The following is a 15125-nucleotide window of genomic DNA, read 5'->3' as shown; positions in this document are numbered from 1 at the left end:
GACCAGATTCGTTTCGGCAGCAGTGCCGGGATTGCTGTCATCGACCGCTTTGGGCAGGTCGTCGATCACGTTCACATCGAGGGTCGCATTGGCCGTGGTGCCGTTGTCATCGACCACCGTGACGGCGAATTGCTCAGGCAGGTTGTTGGCGCCGTTGGCGGTTGGGTGTGCTTCGTTGTGATCAAGCGTGTAGCTGTAACTGACAACGCCGGTCGCCGCGTTGAAACCGGTGATCGTCAGCGTGCTGCCCAGTGGCGTGGTCACCGATTGCGGAAAACCGGCGGCAACGCCGTTGGTGACCACGGCGATGCCGCCGACGGTCAACGTGGTGACGCCATCGAGCGCGGTGATGGTAAAGGTGCCACTTTGGGTCAACGCAGTGGAATCCGGTGCGCTGCCGTCGCTGAGGTTTTTCTCGTAGACCGTCAGTTCGCCGCCCTCGACATTCAGCCCGTTGATCAGCACCGGATCGTCATTGTTGTGGATCTGCAGGACGAGGTTGGCAGTGCTGGTATCACCGTCAGAGTCGGTGATGGTGTAGGTGAAAGTTTCAGTGCCGTTGCCACCGCCGTGCAGGGCTTTGAAGTCGGCGTCGCTGGTGTTCAGGGTGTAGGTGTAAGTGCCGTTGGCGTTGAGCACCAGGGTGCCGAAAGTGCCGGTAAAGGTGCCGGCAGTAACGGGGCCGGTGGGAACGCGGTCGGCGCCTTGCACGTCGTTGGTCAGCACGTTGCCGGTCAGGGTCAGCAAAGTTTCGGAGGCAGTGTTGGCATTGCTGTCGTTCACCGCCCGTGGCACATCGTCGATGATGTTGACTTCAAGTGTGCCGGTCGCCGAGTCGCCGTTACTGTCGCCGGCTACCACGGTGAACTGTTCGCTGAGGCTGTTGGCGCCAGCGCCGGCCGGATGCGCGTCGTTGCCGTTGAGGGTGTAGCTGTAGCTGACGACCCCGGTGGCAGCGTTGTAGCCGGTGATGGTCAGGGTGTTGCCCAGTTGCGTGGTGATCGACTGCGGGAAACCTGCCGCCACGCCGCCGCTGACCACGTTGATCCCGCCGATGTTCAGGCTGCTCAGGCCGTCCGGTGCCGACACGGTAAAGCTGCCGCTCTGGGTCAGCGCGCCGGAGTTGGCCGAGGAGCCGTCAGGCAGGTTGGCTTCGTTGAGGGTCAGTTCGCCCCCGGGTACGGCGAGGCCGGTCAGGGTCACTTGGTTGTTGACTGGCGGCACCACAGGCGCTGGCGTGTTGTCGCCATTGTCGACCACCACAAATGGCCGCACTTGCGGAAACTCGGGAATCCCGTTGAACCCCGCCGTCGGGAAGCCGATGACCGGATCCACTCGTCCGCCGACTTCGGTCAGCAACACAAAGCTGTGGCCGCCGCCCGCCTGGCCTGGCGCGCCAGTCGGCGCATTCGGCCCCGCCGCGGTGGCTTCGGCGGCTTTGGTCGGGTCGTCGCCGGCGGCGATGGCTTTCTGGATCTGCTCGACATCGGTCAGTTGCGCCTGGCTCGGCGTCAGCGCTTCAGGGGAGTCGACATGCACCGCCTGGTTGGCCAGCAGTTGGCCGGACAGGATCATGCTGCTGTCGCGGCCCAGGGTCAGTTCATGGCCGTTTTGCAGATGAACGGCAACCGCGCCCTCTGCCCCGGTGATCAGTTGATCGCCGGCAAACAAGCGATCGCCAACTGAAAGCTCGCGGCGTGTGCCGTCTGCCCCCTGCGCAAAAACCTGACCAATGACTTTAGTGACGGTGCCGATGAGCGTTGCCATGTGAAACTCCTCCGCTGCCGACCACCGTCGGCACTGGTTCGCGAAGCACGCCCATGGCTCATGCGGGTTGCCGGGTGACGCTCGCACCTCGACAGTTCGTTTCGCAGGTTGCGCCAACCAGGAAAATCCAGTGCCCTCAAGCACTTCGGCATCCTGATCGCTGCTGCCAACCCACTAGCGCTACGTAACGGTGGTGAATCACTCGAGTGACAAAAATCTGTCGCTCATCTGCCGCTACGCGTCCCTCCCCTTCAGCATTACTTCGCCGTATGTCGCAAAGTGAATGGAACTTTCCTCAAGCCTTTGCGCGCTCCCTGAAGCGCGCCCTGCAAAGGCTTTCGTCCTGAACAATGTGCCGGTTTTCGCCAAGCGCATAAGTTTTTTTCGGCATAAGCCTTATGAAAATTTTTTCTTAGCTACGCTTCAGGATGTTCTTAGCTCTGTTGTTACAAGAGTGAAACGCTTACACCCCCAATTATCGTCAAATATTTGGCGACAGTAACACACCATCAGGACCAGGGAGATGCACCCCATGCGCGTTTTAACCCCCCTCTGCAGCGCGGTTTTGCTGGCCATGGCTTGCACTTCCCAAGCCCAGGCCATGAACCTGACCGAAGCGATTCAAAGCACCATCGCCGTTCACCCGGAACTGGCCTCGCGGGTCGATGCCAAGCTGTCGGCCGATGAACAGGTGAAAGTGGCCAAGGGCGGCTTCTATCCGTCGGTCGATCTGAACGCCGCCTACGGGCGCGGCTACAGCGACAACACCAACACCCGGGCGCTGGGTAACCACCACACCTCGATTCTCAATTACACCCAGTCCGAGTTACGCCTGCGGCAGATGATTTTCGACGGCTTCAACACCGCCAACGAGGTCGAGCGCACCAAGGGCGTGTCCAACTCGCGCGCCTACTACGCGCAAGGCACCGCGCAGGATCTGGCCCTGCGCACCATCGAGGTCTACCTCGAAGTGCTCAAGCGCCGGGAGCTGGTGACCCTGGCGCGGAACAACCTGCAAGCGCACTTGCGGGTCAACGATCAGATCGGCCTGCGCACCCAGCGCGGCATCGGCAGCACCGCCGACTCCGATCAGTCGGTCGCCCGTAAGGCGCTGGCGCAAAACAACCTCGACACCGCCGAAGTCGATCTGGCTGATGCCGAATCGAACTTCTTTGCCGTGGTCGGACGCATGCCCGACGAGCTCGAAGCGCCCGCCTCGACCCGCGGCGAAATCCCCGCCAGTCTGCCGGAAGCCCAGCAGAGCATGGTCGAGAACAACCCGTACCTGAAATCCGCGCAGGCGGACGTGCAGTCGGCCGAGAGTCAGTATGAAGTTGCCAAGTCGCCGTTCTACCCACGCTTCGACGCCGAAGCCGCGGTGGGCGCGAACAACAACGTGCAGGGCGATCAAGGCCACGACAACGAATGGCGGGTCGGCGTGATCATGAACTACAACCTGTTCCGTGGCGGCAGCGACAAGGCCCGACTGGCGTCCGATGCGCACCAGATCAACCAGGCAATGGACATCCGCAACAACGCCCTGCGTCAGTTGAACGAGAACATTCACCTGGCCTGGAACGCCATGGTCAACGCGAAGAAACAGACCCCGACCGCCCGCGAATACGCCGAGACCACCAAGCGTGTACGCGCGGCTTATCAGGATCAGTTCGGCCTCGGCCAACGCACCCTGCTCGACTTGCTCGACAGTGAAAACGAGCTGTACAACGCCGACCGCCGCTACACCGAAATCCGCTACACCGAGGAATACTCGATGTACCGCGTGCTGGCGAACATGGGTCAGTTGCTGAGCAAGCAACGGGTGGTGCTGCCGGCGGATGCCATTGCGGCGACCGAAGTCAAAAATGAGGCACGCCTGCCCGAGCTGAAATAACGCATAACTGTAGGAGCTGCCGCAGGCTGCGATCTTTTGATCTTGATCCTGAAAAAAGATCAAAAGATCGCAGCCTGCGGCAGCTCCTACAGGGTGATGCGTCGATAGCCGAGTCGTTCCACAGAGGCGATCAATATGACCAGCATGGCCGAAGGCGGTAACGTCGGGATCGATCCGCGCCTGAGCTTCGATGATCCGTTACTCGACGGTCTGTTGATTCTCTGCAAACTCCACGGCGCAATCGTCAGCCGTGCCAGCCTGAGTGCCGGGCTGCCCATGAACAAACAACGCCTGAGTCTGGACCTGCTGCCCCGCGCCGCAGCCCGGGCCGGTTTGCAGGCGCGCCTGCTGCGGCGTGAACTGCAAGATATCTCGGTACTGAATCTGCCGATTCTGCTGCTGCTCAACGATGGCCGCACCGCCGTGCTGCGGCGCTTCGCCGATGACGGCAAGGCGCTGATCCTGCCCAGCGAAGCCGATGGCGGCGAGCAATGGGTCAGCCGCGAAGAGCTGGCCGAACACTACAGCGGTCAGGCCTTGTTCGCCCGTCCGCGCCACGAACTCGAAGACTTGCGCTCACCGCTGGTGCCGCGCGTCCAGGCCTGGTTTCGCGACACCCTGAAGCTGTCGAAATGGCTGTACAGCGATGCGATCCTCGCCAGTTTCCTGATCAACCTGCTGGGCCTGATGGTGCCGTTGTTCGTCATGCAGACCTACGACCGCGTGGTGCCGAATCAGGCCACCTCGACCCTGTGGGTCCTGGCCGTCGGCTTGCTGATCGGCACCGGTTTTGAGCTGGTGCTGCGCGTGGTGCGCGCGCACTTGCTCGACACCGCCGGGAAGAAAACCGATGTGATCCTTTCCGCGACTTTATTTGAACGGATCACCGGCATGGCGATGAAGGCGCGGCCGGCGACCATCGGCGGTTTCGCCCAGAGCATTCACGATTTTCAGGGCCTGCGCGAATTCCTCACGGCGGTGACCCTGACCAGCCTGATCGACCTGCCCTTCGTGGTGTTGATGCTGGTGGTGATCGGTCTGCTCGGCGGCTGGCTGGTGGTGATCCCGTTGCTGGCGTTTCCGCTGACGATCATGTTTGCCCTGGCGATCCAGGTGCGCCTGCGCGACACCGTGCAGAAAAGCCTGAGCCTCGGCGCCGAGCGTCAGGCGCTGCTGATCGAAACCCTCGGCGGCCTGGAAACCCTCAAGGCCTGCAGCGCCGAAAGCGAGCGCCAGCACAAATGGGAAAGCACCCACGGCGCCCTCACCCGCCTCGACAGCCATGCGCGTAACCTGTCGGCGCTGGCGACCAACGGCACGCTGTTCATCCAGCAGTTTTCCGGGATGGCGACGATTGTTGCCGGGGTCTACAGCATCATCGCCGGCAACCTCAGCGTCGGCGCCCTGGTCGCCAGCTACATGCTCGGCAGCCGCGTACTCGCGCCGCTGGGGCAGATCGCCGGGTTGATCACCCGCTACCAGCAAGCGCAACTGACCATGAAAAGCACCGATGCGCTGATGGGCCTGCCGCAGGAGCGCGACGGCAAGCAGCGGCCACTGGAGCGTACGCAACTGCAAGGAGCGCTGGACGTCAGCGGCGTGACCTTTCACTACAACGGGCAGAACGCGCCGGCGCTGAGCAATGTCAGCTTCAGCATGAAACCCGGCGAGCGGATCGGCATCATCGGCCGCAGCGGCTCGGGCAAAAGCACCCTGGCGCGACTGCTGATGGGCTTCTATGAACCCGAGGAAGGCCAGTTGCTGCTCGACGGTCTCGACCTGCGGCAACTGGATGTCGCCGACCTGCGCCAGCAGATCGGTTATGTCGCCCACGACCTGCCGCTGCTGGCCGGCAGCCTGCGCGACAACCTGACCCTTGGCGCACGCTACATCAGCGATTCGCGCATGCTCGAAGTCGCCGAACTGACCGGCGTCACCGAACTGGCGCGCCAGCATCCGCAAGGCTTCGACCGGCCAGTGGGCGAGCGCGGGCAACTGCTCTCCGGTGGTCAGCGTCAGGCGGTGTTGCTGGCCCGCGCGCTGCTGCTCGACCCACCGATCATGCTGCTCGACGAACCCACCAGCGCCATGGACAACAGCAGCGAAGACCTGCTGCGGCAGAAGCTGCACGGCTGGGTGCAAGGCAAGACGCTGCTGCTGGTCACCCACCGCACCTCGATGCTGAGTCTGGTGGACCGGTTGCTGGTGCTGGACAACGGCCGGGTCGTCGCCGATGGGCCGAAAGACGCGGTGATCGATGCGTTGCGCAAAGGCCGCGTTGGCTCGGCGGCGGTTTGAATGGGTACCAAGAATCTGTGGCTCTCACCACAGGGAAGCTATTGGGTGCCAGTGAAGTTCTCTGGCCAAAAGAAAGGTTTGCTGGCCACAACATTGTGTGTCGGTCTGATGGTTCTTTATTGAGGGGTATCGCCCCATGACAGCTGCATCCGATGGCAAATCACGTGGCTACTTCGACAGTTTCGGCAAAAGCGCCGAGGTCGAGTTCATGCCGGAAACCGCTGGCGCGTCGTTGCAGGATTCGCCGCGCTGGTCGCGGATCACCGTGTGGCTCGCGGCGGCGCTGCTGATCAGTGCGCTGGTCTGGGCCAAGTTCGCGGTGCTTGAAGAAGTGACGATGGGCGAAGGCAAGGCGATTCCGTCGAGCAAGGTCCAGGTGATCCAGAACCTCGAGGGCGGGATCGTCACCGAGATCTTCGTGCGCGAAGGGCAGATGGTGAACAAGGGCGACAAGCTGCTGCGCCTGGATGACACGCGCTTCCTGTCGAACAAGGGTGAAAGCGAGGCCGACCGTTACGCCCTGACCGCGCAGGTCGAACGCCTGTCCGCCGAAGCCGAGGGACGACCGTTCAAGCCGTCTGCCGAGGTGCTCGCCAAGGCGCCGCAGGTCGCAGAAGACGAACTGGCGCTGTACGAGCAACGCCAACGGCGGCTGGCCAGTGAGCAACGAACCCTCACCGAACAGTTGCGGCAAAAGACTCAGGAGCTGGCGGAATTCCGCTCCAAGCAAGGCCAGTACAGTTCCAGCCTGGCGCTGCTGCAGCAAGAGATGAACATGTCGGCGCCGCTGGTCGGCACTGGCGCGGTGTCGCCGGTGGAGATCCTGCGGCTCAAGCGCAGCGCGGTGGAGATTCGCGGATCGCTGAACGCGACCACCCTGGCGATTCCCCGGGCCGAATCGGCGATCAACGAGATCAAGAGCAAGATCGATGAGTCGGAACAGACCTTCCGTTCCGACGCCGCCAAGGACCTCAACCAGAAACGCACCGACCTGTCGAAAATCACCGCATCGAGCATCGCCATCGACGACCGCGTCAGCCGCACCACCGTGACCTCGCCGGTGCACGGGGTGATCAAGCAGCTCAAGGTCAACACCATCGGCGGCGTGGTGCAGCCGGGCAGCGACATGGTGGAAATCGTGCCGCTGGAAGACAACCTGCTGATCGAAGCCAAGGTCCGCCCGCAAGACGTCGCCTTCCTGCATCCGGGCCAGAAAGCCATGGTCAAGTTCAGCGCTTATGACTACACGATCTACGGCGGGCTGAGCGCCAAGCTCGAGCTGATCGGCGCCGACACCATCACCGATGACAAGGGCAACAGCTTCTACCTGATTCAGGTGCGCACCGATAAAAACCATTTGGGCGGGGATGTGAAACCGCTGCTGATCATCCCTGGGATGGTGGCGACGGTGGACATTATTACCGGGGAGAAAAGCGTGCTGGATTACCTGCTCAAACCGGTGCTGAAGGCCAGAACCGAGGCGATGCGTGAGCGCTAGTCGTTATCCTGATTGTGTGTTGAATTGACGGGCCTCATCGCTGGCAAGCCAGCTCCCACAGTGTCTGTGCAGACCACAAAATCTGTGAACACCTCAGAACCTGTGGGAGCTGGCTTGCCAGCGATGAGGCCAGCTCATACAACGTCTATCTGTCGCCATGATTACGCTGAAAAACCTCCTCCCCCATCGCCGCAATCTGCCCCTCGATCAACGCCTCGAACGGCTTGAGCAACGGCGCAAACGTGGTCGGTGCTTCAAGGGTTTCCAGCGCCTGCACGATCGCCTCTATGGTCGAGAGCGCTCCCGGCCCCGGCGCCTTGCGCAATCGGTAGCGCGAGACTCCACCTTCGGCCAGCGTCACCCGCGGCAGCGCCGCCAGCAGCGGATTCAGATGCAGCATCTTGCGCGCCTTGCGCCAAGTGCCGTCCGGCACCACCAGCAATAACGGTTGATCAGATTCGCGGTAAGCCTGCAGCGGCTGCGCATCGTCGGCGGGAAACAGCAAGCGCGCCTGATACCCCGGTCGATTGAGCAGCGCCGGCAGATCCTCGAACACTTCACCGACGATCAGCTCGGCATTGCTCAACCCCAGCGCCGCCAGCCGCGCGGTGTTCAGCGCGTGATTGACCTCGCTCGGATGCTGCAGCAGCAATATTCGAGTGCGGCTGTCGAGACTCGGGATCAGCGGGCACAGGCAATGGGTCTGGGGGCGCTGGCAGCGCGGGCATTGGGGTCTGGACATGGTCTTCAGGCCTGATTGAGCTGTGCTTTGAGCAGATCGCGAAAAGTCTGGATCAGCGGTTCGCGACTGCGGCCGCGGCGCATGATCATCGAGAACGGCGCCTGATACCCGAAGGTCGCCGGCAGCAGCACGCGCAAATCGCCCTTGTCGGCCCAGGCCTGGGCATAGTGCTCCGGCAGGTAACCGATGTAAGCGCCGGACAGCACCAGAATCAGCTGCGCTTCCATACTTTCCACGGTGGCGGCGCTGTGTTTGAACCCGTGACGCGCCAGTTCCGCCTGGCTCCAGTAACCGCGACCGACCATGCGTTGCTGGGTGATGACCTGCTCGGGAATTCGCCGCTCGTTGAACAGCGGATGACGATTGCTGCAATACAGCCAGTGCTGCTCGCGGTACAGCGGCATGTAGACCAGACCGCTCATACGCGTGGAGAACGCGCCGATGGCCAGGTCGAGGCGGTTGTCCTGCACGCCGAGTTGCAGTTCGTAGGGGCTCATCACTGACAGGTGCAAATGCACCGCCGGGTGTTCCTGGCTGTAGGCGCCGATGGCTTCGGCAAACGGCAGGGCTTTATCGCTGACGGTGGAGTCGATCACCCCGAGGTTGAGCGTGCCACGCAGTTCGCCCTTGAGCGCAGCGGCGTATTGCTCGAAGCCTTCGAGTTCGGCCAGCAGGCGCAGGGTTTCCTGGTGGAACAGCTCGCCCTTGCTGGTCAGGCTGAACCCGCCGCGCCCGCGATGACACAGCACCAGCCCGAGCGCCGCTTCGAGCTGGCTCATGTAGGTGCTGATCGCCGAGGTCGACAGGTTCAGCTCCTGCTGCGCATTGGCAAAGCCCTGATGGCGGACCACGCTGACGAAGATGCGCAACAGTTTCAGGTCGGGTAAAGCGTTGGCCATGTCTGCTCCGGGCTTTAGAGATGTGTTGCCTGATAAAACTTTCCCTCACCCCAGCCCTCTCCCGGAGGGAGAGGGAGCTAATCTCCATGGCTTTCAAATCCTGAGTTCGAGGCGATTTTTCAGGTCGATGCAGATTCCGCCAACAACTCGGTCGGCCCCCTCTCCCTCTGGGAGAGGGCTGGGGTGAGGGCAACAATCGCCAGCCGAGCACACCATTCGAACCCGCCAAAGTCTATCCCGCCCATCACCATTAGTTTAGAAATATCTGAACTAAGTTTTTGCCCGCAGCGATTCTTCCCCCGCACGGCATTTCGCATGATCGGCCCCACAGCGGCGCCCGCACCTGTGCTTGACGGCGCGCCGACATAAATAAAACAAAGACGATGAGGCCCTACCCGTGGACAAGATCCTTCACCAACCACTGGGCGGCAACGAAATGCCGCGCTTCGGCGGCATCGCCACCATGCTCCGACTGCCCCATGTACCGACCGCCGCCGGCCTCGACGCCGCGTTCGTTGGCGTGCCGCTGGACATCGGCACTTCGCTGCGCCCCGGCACCCGCTTCGGGCCACGCGACATCCGCACCGAATCGGTGATGATCCGTCCGTACAACATGGCGACCGGCGCCGCCCCGTTCGACTCGCTGTCGGTCGCCGACATCGGTGACGTGGCAATCAACACCTTCAACCTGCTCGACGCCGTGCGCATCATCGAAGAAGCCTACGACAACATCCTCGAGCACAACGTGATCCCGCTGACCCTGGGTGGCGACCACACCATCACCCTGCCGATCCTGCGCGCGATTCATAAAAAGCACGGCAAGGTCGGGCTGGTGCATATCGATGCCCACGCCGATGTGAACGATCACATGTTTGGCGAGAAAATCGCCCACGGTACGACCTTCCGCCGCGCCGTCGAAGAAGGCCTGCTGGACTGCGACCGCGTGGTGCAGATCGGTCTGCGCGCGCAGGGTTACACCGCTGACGACTTCAACTGGAGCCGCGATCAAGGTTTCCGCGTAGTGCAGGCCGAAGAGTGCTGGCACAAGTCGCTGGCGCCGTTGATGGCTGAAGTGCGCGAGAAAGTCGGTGGCGGTCCGGTGTACCTGAGCTTCGACATCGACGGCATCGACCCGGCCTGGGCGCCGGGCACCGGCACCCCGGAAATCGGTGGTCTGACGACCATTCAGGCGATTGAAATCGTCCGTGGCTGCCAGGGCCTCGACCTGATCGGCTGCGATCTGGTAGAAGTCTCGCCCGCGTACGACACCACCGGCAACACCTCGCTGCTGGCCGCCAACCTGCTGTACGAAATGCTCTGTGTACTGCCAGGCGTGGTCCATCGCTGAGGGTTCGACCATGCACGAACGTGATCAGGTTTTGCAGGCGGCCGCCGCGCTGGTGTCCGCCTTCGCCCGCAACGATCGCGAGGCTTACTTCGGCGCGTTCAGCGCCGATGCGAGCTTAGTGTTTTACACCCTCGAACAGCCGCTGCTGTCGCGCGATGCCTATCAGGCGTTGTGGGACCGCTGGCGCACCGAGGATGGCTTCGAAGTGCTGTCGTGCACCTCGAGCAACGCCTTCGTCAGCCTGCAAGGTGACGTGGCGATTTTCATCCATGACGTGGCCACCGAGCTGCGCATGCAAGGGGAGCAACACTTCAGCCAGGAGCGCGAGACGATTGTTTTCAAGAAACAAGCGTCGAGCCTAGAACAACAAGGCCTTTGGCTGGCCTGTCACGAACATTTGTCCGCAATGCCGGAAGGGCTGCCATCCCCTTAGCCAAACAGGTGACGCCACACGCACGATGAGGCGCGCCTTTATGATCGGAGCAGATCATGAATAACAACAACAACGACCAAAGCCTTACGCAAATTGAAACCCACGGGGTCGAACAGATCCCGGACCACGAACGCAGCGCCGGTCCGACGGATTTGTTCCGGATGATCTTCGGTGGTTCGAATACCTTTGCCACCGCCGTGCTCGGCAGTTTCCCGGTGCTGTTCGGCCTGTCGTTTCAGGCGGGCGTCTGGGCGATTGTCGCGGGCGTGCTGCTCGGCTCACTGATCCTCGCGCCGATGGGCCTGTTCGGCCCGCTCAACGGCACCAACAATGCCGTGTCGTCCGGTGCGCATTTCGGCGTGCACGGGCGGATCGTCGGTTCGTTCCTGTCGCTGTTGACCGCCATCGCGTTTTTCTCGCTCTCGGTGTGGAGTTCGGGGGATGCGCTGATCGGTGGGGCGAAACGCCTGATCGGTCTGCCCGAAACCGACCTGACCCTGGGCCTGGCCTACGGTCTGTTCGCGATTCTGGTGCTGACCGTGTGCATCTACGGCTTCCGCTTTCTGCTGTGGGTGAACAAGATCGCGGTGTGGAGCGCCAGCCTGTTGTTCTTGCTGGGCGTCTTCGCCTTCGCCGGTCCTTTCGACGTCAACTACGCCGGCACGGTGAACCTTGGTCAGCCGGGCTTCTGGGCGGCATTCATCGGCGCTGCGCTGGTGGCGATGAGCAACCCGATTTCCTTCGGCGCGTTCCTCGGCGACTGGTCGCGTTACATCCCGCGTGACACCTCCAAGCAACGGATCATGGCCGCGGTGGTGCTGTCGCAGATTGCCACGTTCATCCCGTTCCTGTTCGGCCTGAGCACCGCGACCATCGTCGCGATCAAGGCGCCGGACTACATCGCGGCGAACAACTATGTCGGCGGTCTGCTGGCGGTGTCGCCGAGCTGGTTCTTCCTGCCGGTGTGCCTGATTGCGGTGATCGGCGGCATGTCCACCGGCACCACTTCGCTGTATGGCACCGGGCTGGACATGTCCAGCGTGTTCCCGCGAGTGCTCTCGCGCGTGAAAGCGACGCTGCTGATCGGCGTGCTGTCGATTGCCTTCATCTTCATCGGCCGCTTTGCCGCGAATCTGGTGCAGAGCGTGTCGACCTTCGCCGTGCTGATCATCACCTGCACCACCCCGTGGATGGTGATCATGATCATCGGCCTGCTGGTGCGGCGCGGCTTCTACTGCCCGGATGACCTGCAAGTGTTCACGCGCGGCGAACAGGGCGGACGCTACTGGTTCAACCACGGCTGGAACTGGCGTGGTCTGGGCGCATGGATTCCGAGCGCGGCGGTGGGTTTGTGCTTCGTCAATCTGCCGGGGCAGTTCGTCGGCCCGCTGGGTGAGTTGGCCGGTGGCATCGACATCAGCTTGCCGGTGACGCTGGGTCTGGCTTCGGTGGTGTACCTGACGTTGCTGAGCCTGTTCCCGGAACCGCGGGAAGTGTTCGGGCCGCAGGATGCCCGCCGCCAAGCCGTAGCAAAACCTGAACTGCGCCAGGCTGCCTGAAGAAACACACAACCCCTGTGGGAGCGGGCTTGCTCGCGAAAGCGATCTGTCAGTCACATCACTTTTGAATGTACCGACGCCTTCGCGAGCAAGCCCGCTCCCACAAGGGCAAATCGAATTCCGCCTCACATAAAAAAGACAATCGGAGACACGCCATCATGGCTTTGGATTTATTCGTCGTCCTCATCTACGCCGCCGGCATGCTGTTGCTCGGCTATTACGGCATGCGCAAGGCCAAGACCAACGAGGATTTTCTCGTCGCCGGGCGTAACCTCGGCCCGAGCCTGTACATGGGCACCATGGCCGCGACCGTCCTCGGTGGCGCGTCCACCGTCGGCACCGTGCGTCTGGGCTACGTGCACGGCATCTCCGGTTTCTGGCTGTGCGCGGCACTCGGTTGCGGCATCGTCGCGCTGAACCTGTTCCTCGCCAAACCGCTGCTGAAACTGAAGATCTACACCGTTACCCAGGTCCTGGAAAAACGCTACAACCCGATGGCCCGCTCGGCCAGCGCCGCGATCATGCTGGCCTACGCACTGATGATCGGCGTGACCTCGATCCTCGCCATCGGCACCGTGCTGCAAGTGCTGTTCGGCCTGCCGTTCTGGATCTCGGTATTGCTCGGCGGAGGCGTGGTGGTGATCTACTCGGCCATCGGCGGCATGTGGTCGCTGACCCTGACCGACATCGTCCAGTTCATCATCAAGACCGTCGGCCTGATGTTCATCCTGTTGCCGATCTGCCTGTACCGCGTCGGCGGCTGGGACGAGCTGGTGCTGAAGCTGCCGGCCGCGGCGTTCAGCTTCACCACGATCGGCTGGGACACGATCATCACCTACTTCATGATCTACTTCTTCGGCATCCTGATCGGTCAGGACATCTGGCAACGGGTGTTCACCGTCAAGACCGCCAAAGTCGCGCAGTACGCCGGCAGCATCGCCGGTATCTACTGCATCCTCTACGGTCTGGCCTGTGCCTTGATCGGCATGGCCGCGCACGTACTGATCCCGGAGCTGGACAACGTCAACAACGCCTTCGCTGCCATCGTCAAACTGTCGCTGCCGGACGGCATCCGCGGTCTGGTGATCGCCGCAGCGCTGGCCGCCATGATGTCCACCGCCAGCGCCGGTCTGCTCGCCGCCGCCACCACCCTGACCGAAGACCTGCTGCCGAAACTGCGCGGCGGCAAACAGTCGAGCCTGGGCGTCAACCGCCTGTTCACCCTGCTCACCGGTATCGTGGTGCTGGGCATCGCGCTGGTGGTGAATGACGTGATCAGCGCCCTGACCCTGGCCTACAACCTGTTGGTCGGTGGCATGCTGATTCCGCTGATCGGCGCGATCTTCTGGAAACGCGCGACCACCGCCGGCGCCATCGCCAGCATGGGTCTGGGTTTCGCCACGGCGCTACTGTTCATGTTCAAGGACGGTCTGGATGCCAACACGCCGATCTACTACAGCCTGGCGGTGGGGCTGGTGAGTTTTGTGGTGGTGAGCCTGGTCTCCCCTCGCCCGGCGACGGTGGCGAGTGCGATCTAAGCTTTGATGTAACGACTTGATGCTTTCTTCGGCGGGTGTGGCGTCGGTTGCCACACCCGTTTTTTTCGTCTGGAGAAATGGCCTATGGAGATCGTCTCTCGCGATCAGTGGTTTGAAGTTTTGAGTTTAAGCGATGGCATCCGCCTGATTCACGAGCCGTATATCCGCCCTTTCTACCGCTGCAACCTGTGGCACATCCAAGGGCGCGACAAGGACCTGTTGCTCGACAGCGGTTCAGGGCTGGTCAGCCTTCGCGAGCAGTTGCCGTGGCTGACCGAGCGTCCTCTAGTGGCCGTCGCCAGTCATTGCCATTTCGATCACATCGCCGGGCATCACGAGTTTGCCGAACGCCTGGTGCATCGCGCCGAAGCGGACATTCTGGCCGCGCCGGACGGTGACAACGATCTGAGCCGGGCCTTCGTCGGCGACGACATGTTCGAAGCGCATCCGGACTGCCCGCTGTGCTACGCCGAATACCGGGTCAAGGCGGCGCCAGCCACAGGATTTATCGAGGATGGCGACGTGCTGGATCTGGGCAATCGCACCTTGCAAGTGCTGCACACGCCGGGGCATTCGCCGGGCGGCATCAGCCTGTATGAGGCGGCGACGCAAACCCTGTTCAGCGGCGACATCATCTACGACGGGCCGCTGATCGAAGACGCCTACCACTCCGATCTGAATGACTATGCCGCCAGCCTGCGGCGCCTGCAGGCGTTGCCGATCCGCACCGTGCATGGCGGGCATTTCGGCAGTTTTTCCGGCGAGCGTTTAGGGTCGATGATTGATGAGTGGCTGCGTGGGCATGCGTGAATGCGACCGCGCACTTCAGCGGGTTTCAAAGCAAAAGATCGCAGCCTTCGGCAGCTCCTACAGAGAACGTGTAGGAGATGCCGAAGGCTGCGATCTTTTGATCTTTATTCGAGCACTACCGCCGACGAGGCTGACGCCGGCGCTGTTCGTCATCGGTGCGGATCGGAATGGGTTGCATAGGCGGTTCGATCAAGCCGAGGGCTACACCCAAGTCGTGCAGCCAGTTCTGAATTTTCTCTTTCATCGTCATGCCCCCCTTCAGGGTAGTGCTGAGCAACCGGAATTCTGAGGCCGCTTCGCACTGATAATAGTCCGAAGTCCTACGCAATGCTCGGCCAAATC

The 15125-nt window shown here is 62.1% G+C and carries 12 protein-coding genes; 8 read left to right on the top strand and 4 right to left on the bottom strand.

The genetic code is table 11. The annotated features are described in order from the left end of the window. A partial coding sequence (locus ACXR0M_RS19015; RefSeq protein WP_458833316.1) for a retention module-containing protein occupies window positions 1-1767 on the bottom strand: 1767 nt, incomplete at its 3' end. A 532-nt stretch (window positions 1768-2299) separates the two neighbouring features. On the opposite strand from ACXR0M_RS19015, the gene ACXR0M_RS19010 reads away from it, so the two are divergent. The 3 genes from ACXR0M_RS19010 to ACXR0M_RS19000 all read left to right on the top strand — a co-directional run bounded on the left by ACXR0M_RS19010 (window position 2300) and on the right by ACXR0M_RS19000 (window position 7454). Next, window positions 2300-3658 (top strand): TolC family outer membrane protein, encoded by a 1359-nt coding sequence (locus tag ACXR0M_RS19010; protein WP_458833315.1) that lies wholly within the window; start codon window positions 2300-2302, stop codon window positions 3656-3658. 135 nt (window positions 3659-3793) lie between these two features. Next, window positions 3794-5956 carry a type I secretion system permease/ATPase gene (locus tag ACXR0M_RS19005; RefSeq protein WP_458833314.1) on the top strand — a complete coding sequence of 721 codons (2163 nt, stop codon included), beginning with the start codon at window positions 3794-3796 and terminating at the stop codon, window positions 5954-5956. A 136-nt stretch (window positions 5957-6092) separates the two neighbouring features. Beyond that, the gene (locus ACXR0M_RS19000; protein WP_458833313.1) at window positions 6093-7454 is read left to right on the top strand and encodes an HlyD family type I secretion periplasmic adaptor subunit; all 1362 of its coding nucleotides are present in this window, start codon (window positions 6093-6095) and stop codon (window positions 7452-7454) included. A 145-nt stretch (window positions 7455-7599) separates the two neighbouring features. Here the strand turns inward: ACXR0M_RS19000 and ACXR0M_RS18995 are convergent, their stop codons facing one another. Next, window positions 7600-8196 carry a tRNA-uridine aminocarboxypropyltransferase gene (locus tag ACXR0M_RS18995; RefSeq protein ID WP_458833312.1) on the bottom strand — a complete coding sequence of 199 codons (597 nt, stop codon included), beginning with the start codon at window positions 8194-8196 and terminating at the stop codon, window positions 7600-7602. 5 nt (window positions 8197-8201) lie between these two features. Next, complete coding sequence (locus ACXR0M_RS18990; RefSeq protein ID WP_039772530.1) at window positions 8202-9095, bottom strand: LysR family transcriptional regulator; 894 nt, start codon at window positions 9093-9095, stop codon at window positions 8202-8204. Window positions 9096-9492: 397 nt separating this feature from the next. Between ACXR0M_RS18990 and speB the strand changes: the two genes are divergently transcribed. The 5 genes from speB (at window position 9493) to ACXR0M_RS18965 (ending at window position 14783) form a co-directional block, all read left to right on the top strand. Then, window positions 9493-10443 (top strand): agmatinase, encoded by a 951-nt coding sequence (speB, locus tag ACXR0M_RS18985; RefSeq protein ID WP_458833311.1) that lies wholly within the window; start codon window positions 9493-9495, stop codon window positions 10441-10443. 10 nt (window positions 10444-10453) lie between these two features. Next, a complete protein-coding gene (locus ACXR0M_RS18980) occupies window positions 10454-10876 on the top strand; it encodes a YybH family protein (RefSeq protein ID WP_458833310.1) in 423 nt (140 codons plus the stop codon). Between the two features lie 56 nt (window positions 10877-10932). Next, window positions 10933-12435, top strand: a complete 1503-nt coding sequence (locus tag ACXR0M_RS18975) for a purine-cytosine permease family protein (RefSeq protein WP_458833309.1) — start codon at window positions 10933-10935, stop codon at window positions 12433-12435. A 158-nt stretch (window positions 12436-12593) separates the two neighbouring features. Continuing rightward, entirely contained in the window at window positions 12594-13973 is a 1380-nt protein-coding gene (locus tag ACXR0M_RS18970) for a sodium:solute symporter family protein (protein WP_458833308.1), read from the top strand. A gap of 84 nt (window positions 13974-14057) precedes the next feature. Then, a complete protein-coding gene (locus ACXR0M_RS18965; protein ID WP_458833307.1) occupies window positions 14058-14783 on the top strand; it encodes an MBL fold metallo-hydrolase in 726 nt (241 codons plus the stop codon). Window positions 14784-14898: 115 nt separating this feature from the next. On the opposite strand, the gene ACXR0M_RS18960 is transcribed toward ACXR0M_RS18965, so the two are convergent. Beyond that, window positions 14899-15027 carry a PA1414 family protein gene (locus tag ACXR0M_RS18960; RefSeq protein ID WP_256222727.1) on the bottom strand — a complete coding sequence of 43 codons (129 nt, stop codon included), beginning with the start codon at window positions 15025-15027 and terminating at the stop codon, window positions 14899-14901. Window positions 15028-15125 lie beyond the last annotated feature (98 nt).

The organism is Pseudomonas sp. Eth.TT006 (genome assembly GCF_054456575.1).
The sequence above is the reverse complement of the archived record's forward strand: the minus strand, read 5'-3'. Positions and strand labels throughout refer to the sequence as shown.

What these genes read in the sequence shown, in the direction of transcription:
- ACXR0M_RS19010 (WP_458833315.1), top strand. Translation starts at nt 2,300, where the DNA reads ATGCGCGTTTTAACCCCCCTCTGCAGCGCGGTTTTGCTGGCCATGGCT.
- ACXR0M_RS19005 (WP_458833314.1), top strand. Translation starts at nt 3,794, where the DNA reads ATGACCAGCATGGCCGAAGGCGGTAACGTCGGGATCGATCCGCGCCTG.
- ACXR0M_RS19000 (WP_458833313.1), top strand. Translation starts at nt 6,093, where the DNA reads ATGACAGCTGCATCCGATGGCAAATCACGTGGCTACTTCGACAGTTTC.
- ACXR0M_RS18995 (WP_458833312.1), bottom strand. Translation starts at nt 8,196, where the DNA reads ATGTCCAGACCCCAATGCCCGCGCTGCCAGCGCCCCCAGACCCATTGC.
- ACXR0M_RS18990 (WP_039772530.1), bottom strand. Translation starts at nt 9,095, where the DNA reads ATGGCCAACGCTTTACCCGACCTGAAACTGTTGCGCATCTTCGTCAGC.
- ACXR0M_RS18980 (WP_458833310.1), top strand. Translation starts at nt 10,454, where the DNA reads ATGCACGAACGTGATCAGGTTTTGCAGGCGGCCGCCGCGCTGGTGTCC.
- ACXR0M_RS18975 (WP_458833309.1), top strand. Translation starts at nt 10,933, where the DNA reads ATGAATAACAACAACAACGACCAAAGCCTTACGCAAATTGAAACCCAC.
- ACXR0M_RS18970 (WP_458833308.1), top strand. Translation starts at nt 12,594, where the DNA reads ATGGCTTTGGATTTATTCGTCGTCCTCATCTACGCCGCCGGCATGCTG.
- ACXR0M_RS18965 (WP_458833307.1), top strand. Translation starts at nt 14,058, where the DNA reads ATGGAGATCGTCTCTCGCGATCAGTGGTTTGAAGTTTTGAGTTTAAGC.
- ACXR0M_RS18960 (WP_256222727.1), bottom strand. Translation starts at nt 15,027, where the DNA reads ATGAAAGAGAAAATTCAGAACTGGCTGCACGACTTGGGTGTAGCCCTC.